Source organism: Exiguobacterium sp. TDN 0502 (genome assembly GCF_050846835.1).
In the GTDB taxonomy this organism is placed as follows: domain Bacteria; phylum Bacillota; class Bacilli; order Exiguobacteriales; family Exiguobacteriaceae; genus Exiguobacterium_A.
This window is the reverse complement of the sequence record NZ_JBOZGJ010000001.1, coordinates 132,262-148,187: the sequence shown is the minus strand read 5'-3', so window position 1 is coordinate 148,187 and position 15,926 is coordinate 132,262. Positions and strand designations below refer to the sequence as shown.

Annotated in this window: 15 protein-coding genes; 12 read left to right on the top strand and 3 right to left on the bottom strand. The window is 48.5% G+C overall.

Annotated features, from left to right (window positions below):
- Nucleotides 1-4: 4 nt before the first annotated feature.
- The gene (gene rnhC, locus ACRPK8_RS00720) at nt 5-925 is read right to left on the bottom strand and encodes a ribonuclease HIII (RefSeq protein ID WP_432236473.1); all 921 of its coding nucleotides are present in this window, start codon (nt 923-925) and stop codon (nt 5-7) included.
- 120 nt (nt 926-1,045) lie between these two features.
- Between rnhC and zapA the strand changes: the two genes are divergently transcribed.
- The 11 genes from zapA to trxA all read left to right on the top strand — a co-directional run bounded on the left by zapA (nt 1,046) and on the right by trxA (nt 12,281).
- Nucleotides 1,046-1,282 carry a cell division protein ZapA gene (gene zapA, locus ACRPK8_RS00715; protein ID WP_029342308.1) on the top strand — a complete coding sequence of 79 codons (237 nt, stop codon included), beginning with the start codon at nt 1,046-1,048 and terminating at the stop codon, nt 1,280-1,282.
- A gap of 3 nt (nt 1,283-1,285) precedes the next feature.
- Nucleotides 1,286-1,834, top strand: a complete 549-nt coding sequence (locus tag ACRPK8_RS00710) for a CvpA family protein (RefSeq protein WP_432236472.1) — start codon at nt 1,286-1,288, stop codon at nt 1,832-1,834.
- Nucleotides 1,835-1,880: 46 nt separating this feature from the next.
- A complete protein-coding gene (gene polX / locus ACRPK8_RS00705) occupies nt 1,881-3,596 on the top strand; it encodes a DNA polymerase/3'-5' exonuclease PolX (protein WP_432236471.1) in 1,716 nt (571 codons plus the stop codon).
- Complete coding sequence (locus tag ACRPK8_RS00700; protein ID WP_432236470.1) at nt 3,597-5,963, top strand: endonuclease MutS2; 2,367 nt, start codon at nt 3,597-3,599, stop codon at nt 5,961-5,963.
- A 10-nt stretch (nt 5,964-5,973) separates the two neighbouring features.
- On the top strand, nt 5,974-6,381 hold the full coding sequence (locus ACRPK8_RS00695) for a DUF350 domain-containing protein (RefSeq protein WP_023469001.1): 408 nt from the start codon (nt 5,974-5,976) through the stop codon (nt 6,379-6,381).
- A gap of 183 nt (nt 6,382-6,564) precedes the next feature.
- On the top strand, nt 6,565-7,458 hold the full coding sequence (locus ACRPK8_RS00690; protein ID WP_432236469.1) for a YitT family protein: 894 nt from the start codon (nt 6,565-6,567) through the stop codon (nt 7,456-7,458).
- 197 nt (nt 7,459-7,655) lie between these two features.
- Nucleotides 7,656-9,329 (top strand): AMP-binding protein, encoded by a 1,674-nt coding sequence (locus ACRPK8_RS00685; RefSeq protein WP_432236468.1) that lies wholly within the window; start codon nt 7,656-7,658, stop codon nt 9,327-9,329.
- A gap of 71 nt (nt 9,330-9,400) precedes the next feature.
- Entirely contained in the window at nt 9,401-9,979 is a 579-nt protein-coding gene (locus tag ACRPK8_RS00680; RefSeq protein ID WP_432236467.1) for a TetR/AcrR family transcriptional regulator, read from the top strand.
- A gap of 74 nt (nt 9,980-10,053) precedes the next feature.
- Nucleotides 10,054-10,827, top strand: coding sequence for an electron transfer flavoprotein subunit beta/FixA family protein (locus ACRPK8_RS00675; RefSeq protein WP_294750990.1), 774 nt, complete (start codon nt 10,054-10,056; stop codon nt 10,825-10,827).
- A gap of 13 nt (nt 10,828-10,840) precedes the next feature.
- Complete coding sequence (locus ACRPK8_RS00670; RefSeq protein WP_432236466.1) at nt 10,841-11,806, top strand: electron transfer flavoprotein subunit alpha/FixB family protein; 966 nt, start codon at nt 10,841-10,843, stop codon at nt 11,804-11,806.
- A gap of 163 nt (nt 11,807-11,969) precedes the next feature.
- Nucleotides 11,970-12,281, top strand: a complete 312-nt coding sequence (gene trxA, locus ACRPK8_RS00665) for a thioredoxin (protein WP_023468994.1) — start codon at nt 11,970-11,972, stop codon at nt 12,279-12,281.
- A 63-nt stretch (nt 12,282-12,344) separates the two neighbouring features.
- Here the strand turns inward: trxA and ACRPK8_RS00660 are convergent, their stop codons facing one another.
- Together ACRPK8_RS00660 and ACRPK8_RS00655 are read right to left on the bottom strand one after the other, a co-directional pair.
- Nucleotides 12,345-12,722: a VOC family protein gene (locus tag ACRPK8_RS00660; RefSeq protein ID WP_432236465.1), complete on the bottom strand. Its 378-nt coding sequence runs from the start codon at nt 12,720-12,722 to the stop codon at nt 12,345-12,347.
- Between the two features lie 14 nt (nt 12,723-12,736).
- The gene (locus ACRPK8_RS00655; protein ID WP_432236464.1) at nt 12,737-14,059 is read right to left on the bottom strand and encodes a dihydrolipoyl dehydrogenase family protein; all 1,323 of its coding nucleotides are present in this window, start codon (nt 14,057-14,059) and stop codon (nt 12,737-12,739) included.
- 82 nt (nt 14,060-14,141) lie between these two features.
- Between ACRPK8_RS00655 and uvrC the strand changes: the two genes are divergently transcribed.
- Nucleotides 14,142-15,926, top strand: coding sequence for an excinuclease ABC subunit UvrC (gene uvrC, locus ACRPK8_RS00650; protein ID WP_432236463.1), 1,785 nt, complete (start codon nt 14,142-14,144; stop codon nt 15,924-15,926).

Here is a 15,926-nt window from a genome sequence, read left to right as displayed (position 1 = left end):
AAGGTCATGGTCGGTTTCGTTTTGTTGCTAGTTGTTGCGCCTTTTTTGTATTGGCAAAATGGGCCTTCGTCCAGTCACGCAGTTTGTCGGCACCGTAACGCAAAATCAGGGAAGCGGCGACTTGATCGACTTTTGCACCTGCACCTTTTGGGATGACGACACCCGTTGTTTCGCTCAATCGATCCATTTCCTTCAAAAAGATCGCACGGGCAATGATCGAGGAGGCAGCGACTGCGACATGGAGTTGTTCCGCTTTAGTCGAGAAATAGACATTTTCTCGAACAGGATTTACCACACCGGACAGGTGCTTATAGTAGACCGATTTTTCAGCGAACTGATCGATTAGGATGGCTTGCGGAGGCGTCTCCAGTTGATCAAGCAGTCGCTCGAGTACATCATTATGCATCAATGCGGTCATCTTTCCTTGTGTCATCGTTCGTTGCATCTGATTGTATTCAGGGTTGTGCAAGATACGATACGTATATGGAATGACGGCATGAAGATCACGGGCAATCTTTCGGATCTCCGTGTCATTCAAATGCTTGGAGTCACGTACACCCAGTTCCTGAAGGAGTGCGATCTGCTGTCGATCGACGAACGAGGCAACAACGACAAGCGGACCGAAGAAATCACCTTTCCCGACTTCATCGCTGCCGGCGACAGACCATTCAGCAAAACCATCTGGTAACGTGGATACAACGGGTTCTTTTGATTTCTTCGGTGTAGCCGTACCATATCGTGATGCGATGGCTTCTGCTTCGGTTCCTTGGAACATCACTTTTCCAGAATTATAAATCGTGATGACACATCCAGGTACTTTAGCGGCAAAACGGGCATACGGAGGATGCTTCGTCTCGTTCTGTTTGAAGTTCTGTATGACTAATTCCTGTTTTTCTTTAGATAAGCGTAAAACGGTAGTTCCCACGAGATAACCTCCCTTTCCGGGATTAAGCATACCATCCTTAAGACCGATGGGGGACTTCTTTTCCTAAAACGAAAATGATGGTACTATATGAAAGAAGCAAAGTGTGAGGAGGACAGAAAAATGGCTGATTCAGAAGGGTTGAACCGGACGACGATTCATATCGCAGGCAATGATTATACGATTGTCGGAACGGAGTCGCCAGAACACGTACGCGAAGTGGGTCTCCTCGTCGATACGAAGATTCGAGAAATCCGAGAACAAGCACCACAACTCGACGTTCGTCAAATTGCCGTCCTAGCGGCGCTTAATATTGGTAGTGATTACGTAAAAATTAAAAAGAATTTGGGTGAACTATAAACTATGATTTCCTTCGTTATCTTATTACTTCTCGCCTTAGGCGTTATGACAGGTGTTCGGCGAGGAATCGTGTTACAGGCAGGACATTTGCTCAGCCTGATCATTTCCTTCATCGTCGCGTTATCGTTTTATGAAGAACTAGCGACGAAGTTTCGTCTTTGGGTACCGTATCCGTCGACGCTCGACGATGCGGGAATCGACTTGACGATGTTTTCGATTCCGAGCTCAGCGCGGCTCGATGAAGTATTCTACAAAGCCTTTTGGTTCGTCGTCTTGTTCTTCGGAACGAAAATCATCTTATCGATTTTGTTATCGATGTTTGATTCATTGACGAACGTTCCATTGTTAAAACAAGTCAAAGGGTTACTCGGTGGTGTCTTCGGGTTCATTGAGATGTACATCTTCGTCTTTTTACTCTTGTTCCTGGCAGCCTTTGCGCCGATTCAATCGATTCAGGATGCGATTGCCAACTCGAGTTTAGCAAGCTTCATCATTCAGCACACACCGCTCCTTGCGAACTGGTTGATGGAGCAGGTTGGATTGATAAAATAAACATGCTCCCGTTCAATGGGAGCTTTTTTTGAGGGGAGAATTGCAGATGCGTACGATTCAAGATGCGATGCGTCATTTGGAACGGATATCCGTCTATTTAGAAGTCAAAGGGGAAAATCCATTTAAGATCAATGCCTTTCGAAAAGCAGCAAGTATCCTTGAGGCTTCAGATGCGGAGTTCATGACGATTGAGGATTTCACGGCGATGAAAGGAATCGGGAAGGGCACGGCTGCTGTTCTTGAAGAATATCGTGATACGGGAACAAGTACCGCGTTAGTGGAACTTGAACAGGAAGTACCGGAAGGATTGATTGCCTTACTAAAGATTCCTGGTCTTGGTGGAAAAAAACTCGCTAAATTACATGATGTCGGGGTCATCGATGCGGATTCCTTTGCAGAGAAATTGGCAGATGGTACAGTCGAGGCGATGCCAGGATTCGGCAAGAAGACGGTCGAGAAGTATGTTAAAGCACTCGAAACGTTTGAAACTCGACCAGAACGACTTCCGTACGGTGTCATGCGTAAGGTCGTTGCGGAATTGAATCAGACGTTGGCATCGTTCGATGCAGTCATCCGCTTTGAAGTCGGTGGTAGTTTCCGGCGGGCAGAGGAGACGTGTAAGGATCTCGATTTCATCCTGTCGACGAACGTACCGGAACGGATTAAGGAGCAACTGCTCGAGTTACCCTTGATTGATGAAGTCATTGCGGCAGGGAGTACGAAAGTCTCGCTCGTTTTAAAACGAGACGTTCATTATATCGCCGTTGATTTCCGGATCGTCGATGACGCCGCATATGCGTCGACGTTACATCACTTCACAGGTTCGAAGGATCATAATGTCCGGATGCGTCAACTTGCGAAAGAGCGGGGAGAGAGTATCTCTGAATACGGTGTCGAGACTGAACAAGGATTAGTCCAGCCGAAGACGGAAGAAGAATTGTTTGCGCGGTACGACTTACCGTTCATCGCGCCGGAATTACGGGCGGGACGTCACGAGTTCGAACAAGATTTATCAAAACTCTTGATTGAACACGACATTCAGGCAGACGTTCACATGCATACGACATGGTCGGACGGCACATTGTCCGTCGAAGAACTGGTCGATGCCTGTGCCGCACGCGGATATACGTGGATGGCGATCACGGATCACAGCAAATACATGAAGTTCGTCAATGGATTAACGGAAGAGCGTCTGCGTGCGCAACGCGTCGAGATTGAAGCTGCCCGCAAGAAACATCCCGAAATGACGATCTTATGTGGTGTCGAGATGGATATCCTGCCGGACGGCTCACTCGATTACGAAGATGACTTCCTAAAAGAGATGGATTATGTCATTGCCTCGATCCACTCGAAGTTTGATCAGTCAGAAGAAGAAATCATGCAACGACTCGAGAATGCATGTCGTAATCCGTATGTCTCCTTGATCGCCCATCCGACGGGACGAATCATCGGCAGACGGGAAGGATATGCCGTCAACGTCGATCGCTTGATCGAACTAGCGGCGGAGACAGGGACAGCACTTGAAATGAATGCGAACCCGGCACGATTCGATTTGACGGCAAGTTCGCTTGCGAAGGCGAAGGCTGCCGGCGTGAAGATTTTAATCAATACGGATACACACCGACCAGAAATGTTGGAAGATATGAAACTTGGTGTCCTCCATGCACGTAAAGCCTATTTGGAGGCGTCTGATGTCATCAATACGTGGACTGCTGAAGAGGCGCTTGCGTTCTTCGGTCGAAAACGTCTAGGAGTGGATTAAATGAATGCTAACGCATTACGCGTATTAGAATATGAGAAATTAAAAGAAAACATGCTCGCCTTCACGGCAAGCTCGCTAGGGGCACAGTTCGTCCGAGCGATGCGTCCGGCAGAAGAATTCGAACAGGTCAAAGAACTGCTAGCCGTCACGACAGAGGCGACGACGGTCTATCGTTTGCGTGATCGTTACCCGTTCGGTGGATTGACAGATGTCCGCAGTGAGGTCAAACGGGCTGAGATTGGCTCTGTCCTCTCGACGAGTGAGCTGCTATCCGTAGCGGATGTCGTCTATTCAGGACGTCAAGTGAAGGCATTCCAGGAACGTCTGCATGAAGATCATGCGGATTTACGATTGCCACGTCTTGATAGTCGGATCGAACAGATCACGAAGCTCGTTGAAATCGAACAAGGGATCCGTCATGCGATCGACGATCAAGGAACGGTCCAAGATTCGGCAAGTGATAAATTACGAGCGTTACGCAGTCAGCTGCGCTCGCTCGAAGGACAGGTCCGTTCGAAAATCGATAACGTCTTACGCAGTAAAGCGAAGATGCTGTCTGATGCCATCGTGACGATGCGAAATGACCGCTACTGTGTGCCGGTCAAACAAGAATATCGACAAGCGTTCGGCGGAATCGTCCATGATCAATCGGCGTCCGGTGCAACGTTATTCATCGAACCGCAAGCCGTCGTTTCTGCGAACAACGAGATCCAAGAAGCGCGTTTGAAAGAACGGGCGGAAATCGAACGGATCCTTGCCCAACTGTCAACGCTAGTCGGTAGTGTCGGTGATTCGCTGCGCATTAACCTCGATGTATTAGCAGAACTCGATTTTATCATGGCGAAAGCGTTATACGGTCACCAGATTGGAGCGGTCGAACCACGCTTGAATGAAAACCGTCATATCATCTTGAAGGAAGCCCGACATCCGTTCATCCCGAAAGAGGAAGTCGTGCCGATTACCGTCTCGCTCGGTGGTGATTTTACATCACTCGTCATCACCGGTCCGAACACCGGTGGTAAGACGGTTACCCTCAAAACAATCGGTCTGCTGCAACTGATGGTCCAATCAGGATTATATGTACCGGCAGCGGACGAGACAGAGCTCAGTGTCTTCGATGCGATTTATGCCGATATCGGGGATGAACAGTCGATTGAACAAAACTTATCGACGTTTAGTTCGCACATGACGAACATCGTCTCGATGATGGAGAAAATCGATTTTATGAGCCTAGTCCTGTTTGACGAGTTAGGTGCCGGAACGGATCCGACAGAAGGGGCTGCCCTCGCGATCGCGATTCTTGATGAAGTGAAACGCCGCGGAGCGCGTGTTGCAGCGACGACGCACTATTCGGAGTTAAAAGCATATGGCTATAACCGGGAAGGAGTCGTCAATGCATCGATGGAATTCGATGTCGAATCACTCAGTCCGACCTATCGCTTACTCATCGGTGTACCCGGACGCTCGAATGCGTTCGAGATTTCAAAACGCCTCGGACTCGAAGACCGGATCATCGACGCGGCACGTGGTCAGATCGGTAGCGATGCCCAGTCCGTCGAGACGATGATTGAACGATTGGAAGAAGCGAAACAACGGGCTGAAACGTTAGAGACGCAGTTGTTAGAAGAGAAGAAACGTCTCGTTGCAGAGCGGGAGCAGTTCGAACAAGAACAAGCGGAGATCCAGGAAGAGAAGAATGAGATTCTGGCCAAAGCGGAAGAAAAAGCAACACGTGCGGTCGAACGTGCCCAAAAAGAAGCAGAAGGTGTCATCAAACGTCTGAAGGAATTACGAGACGCCGGTGCCGTCAAGGAGCATGAACTGATCGAGGCACGGAAACGACTCGAAGACGCGAAACCGAGTCTGCAAGAGAAGCGGATTGCGAAAGTGAAAGCGAAATACGACCAAACGCCACGTTTTGATAAAGGCGAAGAAGTTAAAGTCACGACCTTCAATCAAAAAGGCTACATCATCAATCAACAGGCGAACGGCGAGTATACGGTCCAAGTCGGCATCATGAAGGTGAACGTCAAGCCGGAAGATCTCGCGAAGATCGGCAGTACACCAAAACGTCCGCAAACGAAAGGACGCTCTGGTGGCACGAGTGTGACGAAACAATCCGCGCCTTCGGCGGAACTGGATTTACGCGGCGTGCGTGTCGAAGAAGGGCTGTCGAAGCTTGAACGTTTCATGGACCAAGCCTTGTTATCGAACTACGATCACATTCGTGTCATTCATGGTCTAGGTACGGGAGCCATGCGTCAAGGTGTCCAAGATTTCTTGAAAGGTCATCGTCACGTCAAAGGTCACCGCTTAGGTGGTCAAGGTGAAGGCGGACACGGTGTGACGATCATCGAACTGAAATGAGGAAAGTAAGATGAACATTTTTGAGAACGTCTATGTCTATACGACAGCACTCTATTCGGTCGCGGGTTTATTGATCATTTTAGGACTGGCACTTTTTGAGTTGACAACCCGGTATAAAAACTGGGAACATATCAAGAGTGGCAACATCGCTGTTGCGTTAGCAACAGGAGGAAAAATCATCGGACTCGCCAATATCGTTCATTTCGCTGTACAGGGGGAAGAACGGGTCGGGTCGATATTTCTTGAAAGTGCCTTTGGCTTCTTACTGTTGATATCGACATACTGGATCTTTGAATTCCTGACACCGAATTTGCCGGTAGACCGTGAAATCGAGAATGGCAATATTGCTGTCGGCATCATTTCATGTGCCTTATCGATCGGCATGTCCTACGTCATCGGATCAGCGTTAGTGGGGTGAATCCGTGTTAGAACGTTTAGCGAAAATCATGTTCGGGGTTTCGATTGCCTTTTTGGTCGTCGGTATCCTCTGGATCGTATTTAATTAAAAGAACCGGTCTTACCGTGTGATCATTCCGTACTGACATCGTTTCAGTACGGAATTTTTATTGAGCCACGCCTAATCAAAAAAGGAGGAACGCATATGAACGTACGAAAAACAACAACGGCAGAAACGAGACGCCGTGCTTTTGAAGCGATGCAACTGATCTCTTGGAAGGATATTTTTTGGGTCATCGTCGGATCGGCGATTCTCGCTTTTGGGATCAACTACTTTACGATTCCAAATGACTTATCCGAAGGTGGATTGATCGGGATCACGGTCATTTTTTACTATCTGTATGGATGGGATACAGGACTTGTGTCACTGATTGCGAACGCTTTGCTATTCGTCGTCGGTTATCGATTCCTCAGTCGGAAGACGATGCTCTATTCGGTCATCTCGGTCGCCGTCACGTCGTTTGTCCTCTCCTCAACAGCAAGTCTTGCGACATCATCTGATAGCCGCTTGATTGGTACGGTCTATGCGGGCATCCTGATTGGTGTCGGCATCGGACTCGTCATTCGAGCCGGAGGAACGACGGGCGGCGGCGTCATCATCGCCCGACTGATGAATAAATACTTGAATCTCAGTATCGCGGTCTCGATGTTCATCATCGATGTCGCCGTCGTCGGTGCCTCGGGTTTTCTTTTCGGGGAAGAGACGATGCTGTATACGTTGATTGCGATCATCATCGGCTCGTACTTGATTGATCTCGTCAGCGAAGGATTGAATGTCCGTGAAGCGGTCACGATCATCAGTCATCGCCAAGAAGAGATTGCGACGATCCTGACAGAGACACTCGGTCGTAGTGCGACGGTCATCCATAGCCATGGTCACTTCACGAAACAAAAGAATGACATGTTGTATATGATCGTCGATAAACGACAACTAGCACCACTGAAACAGATCGTCGAAGCTGCGGATCCCCGCGCCTTCGTCGTCATTCATAAAGTCCGGGAAGTCATCGGAGAAGGATTCACGTATCCATCCCGGTAATGCGGATTCAAAAGTAATGCGTCCCTTTTTCGGAAACGAGAAAGGACACATTACTTTTTTTTGTGGCAGGATTCCTGCGTGAGAGCAACAAAAAAACAAGCAGATTCGATTACTTTTTTTGGATTTCACTGGCATGTCGAATTGAAATCAACGTATAATGAAAATGAATAGTAATTCATTATCAGGGAGGGAAACGTATGGAATCCGTTTGGTTATCTGATTATCCCGAGCATGTACCTGCATCAATTGATTATCGAGAAGTCCCACTTTATCAGGCACTTGATGAGGCGGCAGCTGATTTTCCGGAACAGCGTGCCTTGAGTTTCTTAGGAAAACGAATGACGTTTCGTGAAGTATGTGACGAAGCACGAGCACTCGGAAGTCTGCTACAAGAACATGGACTTAAAAAAGGGGATCGCGTCGGACTGATGTTACCGAACTGTCCGCAATATATGATCAGTTACTATGCCGTTCTGTATGCGGGTGGCATCGTCGTCCAAGTCAATCCTCTCTATACAGATCGAGAACTGGAGCAAATCCTCGTCGACTCAGGGGCGCATCTGCTCGTGACGCTTGATTTATTGTATCCGAAAGCTTCCCGTATCAAGGCAGCGACGGCACTGAAGACCGTCGTGACGACTAGCATCGCGGATTACCTTCCCTTCCCTAAAAATAAACTGTATCCCATTAAAGCACGGAAAGATAATAATATCATCATTGATACGACAGGTTCAGTTCCATTTTTATCGTTACGTGGATATGAATCCATTACACCAGTTGCGATTCAACCGAAGGAAGACGTCGCCGTTTTGCAATATACGGGTGGAACGACAGGTGCTCCCAAGGGTGTCATGTTAACGCACTTCAATTTGAGTGCGAACGTCGAACAGATTGATAAATGGTTCTATAAATATGAGCGGGGAGACGGACGAAAGCTGTTGGCAGTCGTTCCTTACTTCCATGTCTACGGCATGACGTGTAACCTCAACTTCGGTATTTTTAATGCGTATGAACAAATCATCGTACCGAAATTTGATATCGAACAAGTGCTGAAGACGATTCATAAAGAAAAACCGAATCTGTTCCCCGGTGCGCCGACGATGTATGTCGGGCTGTTGAATCACCCGAAGTTGAAGAAATATGATCTCTCGTCGATCGAAGCCTGTATATCCGGTTCAGCCCCGCTCCCGGTCGAAGTGCAGGAAAAATTCGAAGCCTTGACGGGAGGGCGGATCGTTGAAGGATACGGTCTGTCTGAAACAAGTCCGGTGACGCATACGAACTGCATCTGGGATCGGCGTATTCCCGGAACAGTCGGGATTCCGGTACCTGATACGCAAGCGAAAATCGTCCAGGCAGATGGTGAGACGCCGGCTGCTCCCGGTGAGATCGGTGAGATTCTCGTAACAGGTCCGCAAGTCATGAAAGGGTACTGGAAGCGACCAGAAGACACACAAGCCGTTTTACGTAACGGTTGGCTACACACGGGAGATCTCGGTTATATTGGAGAAGATCATTATTTCCGGATCGTCGACCGGAAGAAAGATTTAATCATTGCCTCCGGTTTCAATATCTATCCACGTGAAGTGGAGGAAATCCTCTACGAACACCCAGCAGTGAAGGAAGCCGTCGTCATCGGTGTCCCAGACGCCTATCGCGGTGAGACCGTCAAGGCGTTCATCGTCGTCAAGGATGAGATGACGGTCACGGAAGAAGAACTCGATCAATTCTGTCGGAAACAGCTGGCGTCATTCAAAGTACCGAAACAATATGAATTCCGAAAAGAACTACCGAAGACGTTCGTCGGGAAGATTCTCCGCCGTGTTCTCGTTGAAGAGGAGCGTGCCAAACAACTCGAAGAAAGCAGTTGACATGATAAAATGACATGATAGAATAAATATGAATGAACCATCATTCATTTTATGCGTTAGGAGATAGTGGAATGAAGCGAACAATATCAAAGAGTGACCGTATCATTGATGCTGCCGTCAAAGTCATTGCTAAAAACGGCTATCATGGAGCGAAGGTGACAGCTATTGCCAAAGAAGCAGGTGTCGCAGACGGAACGATTTATCTGTACTTCAAAAATAAGGAGCATCTTCTGATTTCGTTGTTCCAGGCGAAAATGGGAAGTTTCATCGAATACTCTGAAGGACAAATCGCGAATCATACGTCAGCGATCGAGCAGCTGGCGGCATTAATCGAGGCACATCTTGAACAACTGTCCGTTGACTATGATTTAGCTGTCGTCACGCAAATCGAGCTTCGGCAATCCAATCAGGAGATGCGTCAAAACATTGCAACTGTCTTGAAACCGTATCTGCACCTGATAGATCGCGTCGTCAAGCACGGAATGACGACAGGGGAGTTTTCAGAAACACTCGATTACCGACTGGCACGTCAAATGGTATTCGGAACGATCGATGAAGTCGTCACGAGTTGGATGGCAAGCGGATTTAAGTATGATTTGCTTGAGACGCGGAGCGGTATTCATCAGATGTTGGTCAAAGGGCTGAGTTAAGCCCTTTTCATGACAGTAATCATGTAAGCGGATACAAAGAATGATGGTGAATAGACGATAAGGGGGAGCATGAGATGGAAATCTATGTACTGTTGAAACGCACGTTTGATACGGAAGAAGCAATCCAACTCGAGAATGGTCAAATCGATGAGGATGGCGCAGAGTTCATCATTAATCCATATGATGAATATGCTGTCGAAGAAGCGATTCGTGTCCGGGATGCACAAGGGGGAACGGTGACGGTCGTGACGGTCGGACCGGAAGATGCAGATAAGGAATTACGAACAGCGCTCGCAATGGGAGCCGACCAAGCAGTTCGGATCTCGATCGAAGATGATATCGAAGAAGCAGATCATTTCACGATTTCTGAAGTACTCGCTGGTTATTTGAAGGAACAGACAGTCGATCTCATCATCGCCGGAAACGTCGCAGTTGACGGCGGAAGTGGTCAAGTGGCACCACGCGTCGCAGAACTGCTCGATATTCCTTACGTGACGACGATCACGAAACTCGAGCTCGACGGAACAAAAGCTGTCGTCACACGCGACGCTGAAGGGGACACGGAAACGATTGAAACGACACTTCCGTTACTCGTGACGGCGCAACAAGGGTTGAACGAACCACGTTACCCAAGTCTTCCGGGGATCATGAAAGCGAAGAAGAAACCACTTGAAGAACTCGAACTCGATGATCTCGAACTTGATGAAGACGAACTCGCACCACGTCTAGAAACGATCGAACGTTTCTTACCACCGAACAAAGCAGCCGGTAAGATCCTTGAAGGTGAACTGAACGAGCAAGTCGCACAGCTCGCATCATTATTACGCAACGAAGCAAAAGTGGTCTAAGGGGGAGAAACGAATGACAAAAGCATTAGTACTCGCAGAATCACGGGATGGCAGTTTACGGAATGTGTCGTTTGAGGCAATCGCAGCAGCACGGCGTGTCGCTGACGAAGTCATCGCGGTCCTGATTGGACACGATGTCGCAAAGGATGCGGAAGCACTGGCGTCACGCGGGGCAGATCAGGTACTCGTCGTCGAGGATGAACGCCTGTTGCACTACACACCAGACGGATACGGACAAGTCTTCCTCGAGTTGATGAACCGAACATCACCTGATGTGCTCGTCTTCGGGCATACGTCGCTCGGCAAGGATCTATCACCGAAAATCGCGGCAAAACTTCAAGCGGGTCTAATCAGTGACGTGACGGCGATTGAAGGGGAAGGTGCGGACGCAACGTTCATCCGTCCGATCTACTCAGGGAAGGCATTTGAGAAAGTCAAAGTAGCAGAAGGCAAGACGCTCTTTACGGTCCGTCCGAACAACATCGATCCACTCGAAGCAGGTAGTTCACAAGGAACGGTTGAGTCGGTCACAGTCGAACTGAAAGATTTACGGACGATCGTCGCAGACATCGTTCGTAAAGCAACAGGCGGCGTGGATTTATCAGAGGCAAAAGTCATTGTCGCAGGTGGACGAGGCGTCAAGAGTTCGGACGGATTCGCACCGTTACAAGAACTAGCAGACGTTCTCGGAGGAGCAGTCGGTGCTTCGCGTGGTGCCTGTGACGCGGATTACTGTGATTATGCACTTCAAATCGGACAGACGGGGAAAGTCGTAACGCCGGACCTTTATATCGCGTGCGGAATCTCGGGTGCGATCCAGCACTTGGCAGGAATGTCGAATGCAAAAGTAATCGTAGCGATCAATAAAGATCCGGAAGCAAACATCTTCTCGGTTGCCGATTACGGTATCGTTGGCGATTTGTTCGATGTCGTGCCACTCTTGACAGCTGAATTCAAGAAAATGCTCGTCCACGGATAAGGAATATACCGGTGCTGATTCAAAGGCACCGGTACTTTTTTTAGGAAATATGTCACGTGAGCAGTTTCGTTTGTTGGAAGAGACTGCTATGATATACTCGAATCAATAAAGAGATCACCCATTATTTTACCGGGTCGATCTACTCATTAGGAGGTTATGATCAATGGCAATCGTACACGCAACTAGCCAATCATTTAAAGAAGAAACACAAGAAGGACTCGTCCTTGTTGATTTTTGGGCAACATGGTGTGGACCATGTCGTATGCTCGCACCTGTTCTTGAAGAACTCGATGCTGACATGCAAGATGTAAAAATCGTCAAAGTTGACGTCGATGCAAACCCAGAAGTAGCTGGAGCATTCCAAGTTCAAAGTATTCCGACACTCGTCCTCTTCAAAGACGGACAACCTGTCAACAAAACAATGGGCTTCATGCCAAAAGACGCACTCAAAGAATTCGTTGAAACATCTAACTAATTCTTTCCTGCATATCAAAACAGACCGTTCTGCACAGGCAGAACGGTCTGTTTTTTTTTTAGATTACATTGGCGTACAGAGTTCAATCAGATGACCATCCGGATCCAGGATATACGCAACGACTTGCCCCCACGGTTTTTCAACGGGAGCGAGCACTGTTTCGTATCCTGCGGCTTCGACCTTCTGAAAAAGCGTATGGACGTCATCCGTGACGAAACCGATCTCTAACGTCTGTTGTGCTTTTCCGCTCGGTATCGTGTAATCCGGAATCAGCTGCTGCACGTCTTTACGCGTATTGAAGGCGAGTGTCGTCAGACCGGTGTCGAACTCGATATAGCTTCCATGCTCTGCCTTGACGGATAAACCTAGGACGTCTCGGTAAAACGTCAGCGTCCGGGCAGGATCTTCGATATAGAGAATCGTATAGCCGTACTGAATCATTGGGAGACCTCCTATCAGTCTTCAAATAACGAAGCAATATCTGAAGCGGGTGTCGGGTATGCAAATCCGGTCTGTTGCATCGACGTACTCGGAATCCGGTGTTGCATCGCAAACGAGAAGTAATTCGCGAGTTCCGCTGCATGTACACCGATGAAGTGAGCGCCGAGCACTTGATCATCCTCGCCAACGAGTACTTTCGCCCGTGCGAATCCGTCTTTGATCCGCGCGTTCGTTTGCCAAGAAGACGTGTCAATCAATCGACCACGATACGGGATACCCGCTTTTTTCAAAGCAGCTTCCGTCTCGCCGACGAGGGCTAGATTCGGGGCAGTGAAGACGACGCTAGGTACTGGGAGAAGTTCCAGTTTCCGATTGTTGCCTTCGAGCATGTTATCGGCAGCAAGTCGTCCTTCTGTTCCGGCAAACGGTGTCAACGCCGGATTTCCGCTGACGGCGACGTCACCTGCAGCATAGATGTGATCAACCGAAGACTGAAGGAATTCATTGACATGAATTCCTTTTTCGTTATGGGTAACACCGATCGCTTCGAGTCCGAGCTGATCGATACTTGCGACACGTCCGGTTGCATTCAAGACGACGTCCGTCTTTAAGACGTCGCCGTTTGATAGACGGAGCGATTCGTCTTCAAAAGCCACGACTTCCGCCTCTTTAATGATTGAGATACCGAGTGCCCGTGTCGCTTCCATCAACACATCGACCAATTCGTGCTCGAATTGTTTTAAGGGTTCAGAACGTAAGACGATCGTGACGTCTGCTCCAGCAATTCGGGCGAGATGTGCGAATTCGAACGAGATATAGCCGCCACCGATACAGACGAGTCGACGGGGAAGGTTCTTCAGCTCTAGAAATTCATTACTCGTTATAAAACGGTCACTACCGGGTACAGATAATTCGCGAGGACGTAGACCGGTTGCGATTAAAAATTGTTTTCCTTCGATTTCTTCTTCGCCGATTCGGAGGCGGTGTGATGAGACGAAACGCGGCTCGCCGTGGAAATAGTCGATGTCCGTTTCCGCGTATCGTTTTCGCGTTTGCTCCGGAATGGCACGTGTATATTCATTCTTTCGCTCCATCAACTGACGCCAATCGATTGAAATCAATCCTTTGACGCCATATCCGAGTAAGCGTTCGACGGCGTCTTTCGTCTCACTCCCCGTCAGCAGGATTTTTTTGGCGTCACACCCGCGCTGGGCGCAAGTGCCTCCTGGCGTGAAATTTTCGATGATGGCAACGCGTAATCCTTTTTCGGCAAATTTATAAGCTGCTTGGTTTCCGGCTGAACCTGTTCCGATGACGATGCAATCATATGTACGCATTTTTCATCCTCCGTATGTCATAATCAATGTATGGTATTTACCCGAACGAACAAAACTAAAAACGGTGAAAGGAGACATTTATTTGGGACATCAAGAACATATCAAAGCAAAACTATCCCTTTTACCCGATGAGCCGGGATGTTATCTGCACAAAAATGAATTCGGCGAAGTCATTTATGTCGGAAAAGCAAAAAATCTCAAGAATCGTGTCCGCTCCTACTTCACAGGGGCGCATGATATCAAGACGGAACGTCTCGTCGCGGAAGTCCGTGACTTTGAATACATCATCACAGCGAGTGAACTAGAAGCGTTGTTGCTTGAGATGACACTGATCAAAAAGCATGATCCGAAGTACAATATCATGCTGAAGGACGATAAATCCTATCCTTACCTGAAGATTACGAATGAGACGTATCCGCGCCTGATTACGACGCGTAAGTTAAAAAAGGATGGCGGTCACTATTTTGGTCCGTATCCGAACGCCTATGCAGCGAACGAGACGAAGCGTCTGTTAGACCGTTTATATCCGTTACGCAAATGCCAACCGATGCCGAAAAAACTGTGTCTCTATTACCATATCGGCCAGTGTCTCGGTCCATGCGAAATCCCGAATCTCGAATCGGAACAAAAGGCGCTCGTATCGGAAATCCGGCGTTTCTTGTCCGGGGACACGAAGGAACTTGTCGAAAGCTTGAACCTTAAGATGGGAGAAGCGTCCGAAGCGATGGAATTCGAACGTGCGGGAGAGTTGCGCGATCAAGTGCGAGCGATTGAGTCGATCATGAACAAACAGAATATGATTACAGCGGATTTGACGTCGCGTGATGTATTCGGGATTCATGTCGATAAAGGCTGGATGTGCGTCCAAGTCTTCTTCCTGCGGGGAGGAAAGATGATCGAGCGGGATGTCTCGCTCTTCCCGATTTATGGTACGCCTGCAGAAGAACTTGAAAGTTTCATCGTCCAGTTCTATGAAAAAAACATCAAGCCGAGTGAACTGTATGTACCACCACTCGTCAATCAACTTTTACTCAAAGAAGCACTCTCGATCAAAATTCACGTTCCGGTCCGAGGATCAAAACGAAAATTACTTGATCTAGCGACGAAAAATGCTGAAAATGCGATCTCAGAACGCTTCGAATTGTTAGCAAAAGATGAAAAACGGACCGTTCAGGCCGTTGAAGAACTCGCCGATGCGATTGATGTCCATCCATTGTCACGAATCGAGATCATCGATAATGCGAACATCCAAGGAGCGGATGCCGTCTCGGCGCTCGTCGTCTTTGAAGACGGCAAACCACTCAAAAAGGAGTACCGGAAGTTCAAGATTCGGACGGTTCAAGGACCGGACGACTATGAATCGATGCGGGAAATCGTGCGTCGAAGGTATCGCCGATTGTTACTCGAAGGAGCGCGCCTTCCGGACCTCGTCCTGATTGACGGAGGCGTCGGACAATTGAATGCTGCTTTAGAAGTCATTCAAGATGAACTCGGCCTATCCCTGCCGGTCGGCTCATTAAAAAAAGATGACAAACACCGGACGAGTCAGTTGTTGTTTGGAGAAGATGCACGCTTAATCGAACTCAGCCCTCGCTCGAGTGCGTTTTATCTACTTCAGCGTATGCAAGATGAAGTCCACCGGTTCGCCATCACGTTCCACCGCTCGCTTCGTTCGAAAGGAATGACACGTTCCTTACTCGACGAGATTCCGGGAGTCGGACCGAAACGACGCCAGCAGTTGATCCGTCACTTCGGGTCGATGCGCAGTCTGCGCCGTGCGACGATCGAACAGTTGGCAGAGGCAGGGTTACCTGTGAAACTAGCGGAGACCGTCGCTGAATATTTAAGCCAAGCGAATGAAGAATGA

Excerpts from the sequence above, each read along its gene's own strand:
- ACRPK8_RS00680 (WP_432236467.1), top strand. The coding sequence starts at position 9,401 with ATGAAGCGAACAATATCAAAGAGTGACCGTATCATTGATGCTGCCGTC.
- ACRPK8_RS00710 (WP_432236472.1), top strand. The coding sequence starts at position 1,286 with ATGATTTCCTTCGTTATCTTATTACTTCTCGCCTTAGGCGTTATGACA.
- ACRPK8_RS00675 (WP_294750990.1), top strand. The coding sequence starts at position 10,054 with ATGGAAATCTATGTACTGTTGAAACGCACGTTTGATACGGAAGAAGCA.
- ACRPK8_RS00690 (WP_432236469.1), top strand. The coding sequence starts at position 6,565 with ATGAACGTACGAAAAACAACAACGGCAGAAACGAGACGCCGTGCTTTT.
- ACRPK8_RS00660 (WP_432236465.1), bottom strand. The coding sequence starts at position 12,722 with ATGATTCAGTACGGCTATACGATTCTCTATATCGAAGATCCTGCCCGG.
- ACRPK8_RS00655 (WP_432236464.1), bottom strand. The coding sequence starts at position 14,059 with ATGCGTACATATGATTGCATCGTCATCGGAACAGGTTCAGCCGGAAAC.
- zapA (WP_029342308.1), top strand. The coding sequence starts at position 1,046 with ATGGCTGATTCAGAAGGGTTGAACCGGACGACGATTCATATCGCAGGC.
- ACRPK8_RS00695 (WP_023469001.1), top strand. The coding sequence starts at position 5,974 with ATGAACATTTTTGAGAACGTCTATGTCTATACGACAGCACTCTATTCG.
- ACRPK8_RS00700 (WP_432236470.1), top strand. The coding sequence starts at position 3,597 with ATGAATGCTAACGCATTACGCGTATTAGAATATGAGAAATTAAAAGAA.
- ACRPK8_RS00685 (WP_432236468.1), top strand. The coding sequence starts at position 7,656 with ATGGAATCCGTTTGGTTATCTGATTATCCCGAGCATGTACCTGCATCA.
- ACRPK8_RS00670 (WP_432236466.1), top strand. The coding sequence starts at position 10,841 with ATGACAAAAGCATTAGTACTCGCAGAATCACGGGATGGCAGTTTACGG.
- trxA (WP_023468994.1), top strand. The coding sequence starts at position 11,970 with ATGGCAATCGTACACGCAACTAGCCAATCATTTAAAGAAGAAACACAA.
- polX (WP_432236471.1), top strand. The coding sequence starts at position 1,881 with ATGCGTACGATTCAAGATGCGATGCGTCATTTGGAACGGATATCCGTC.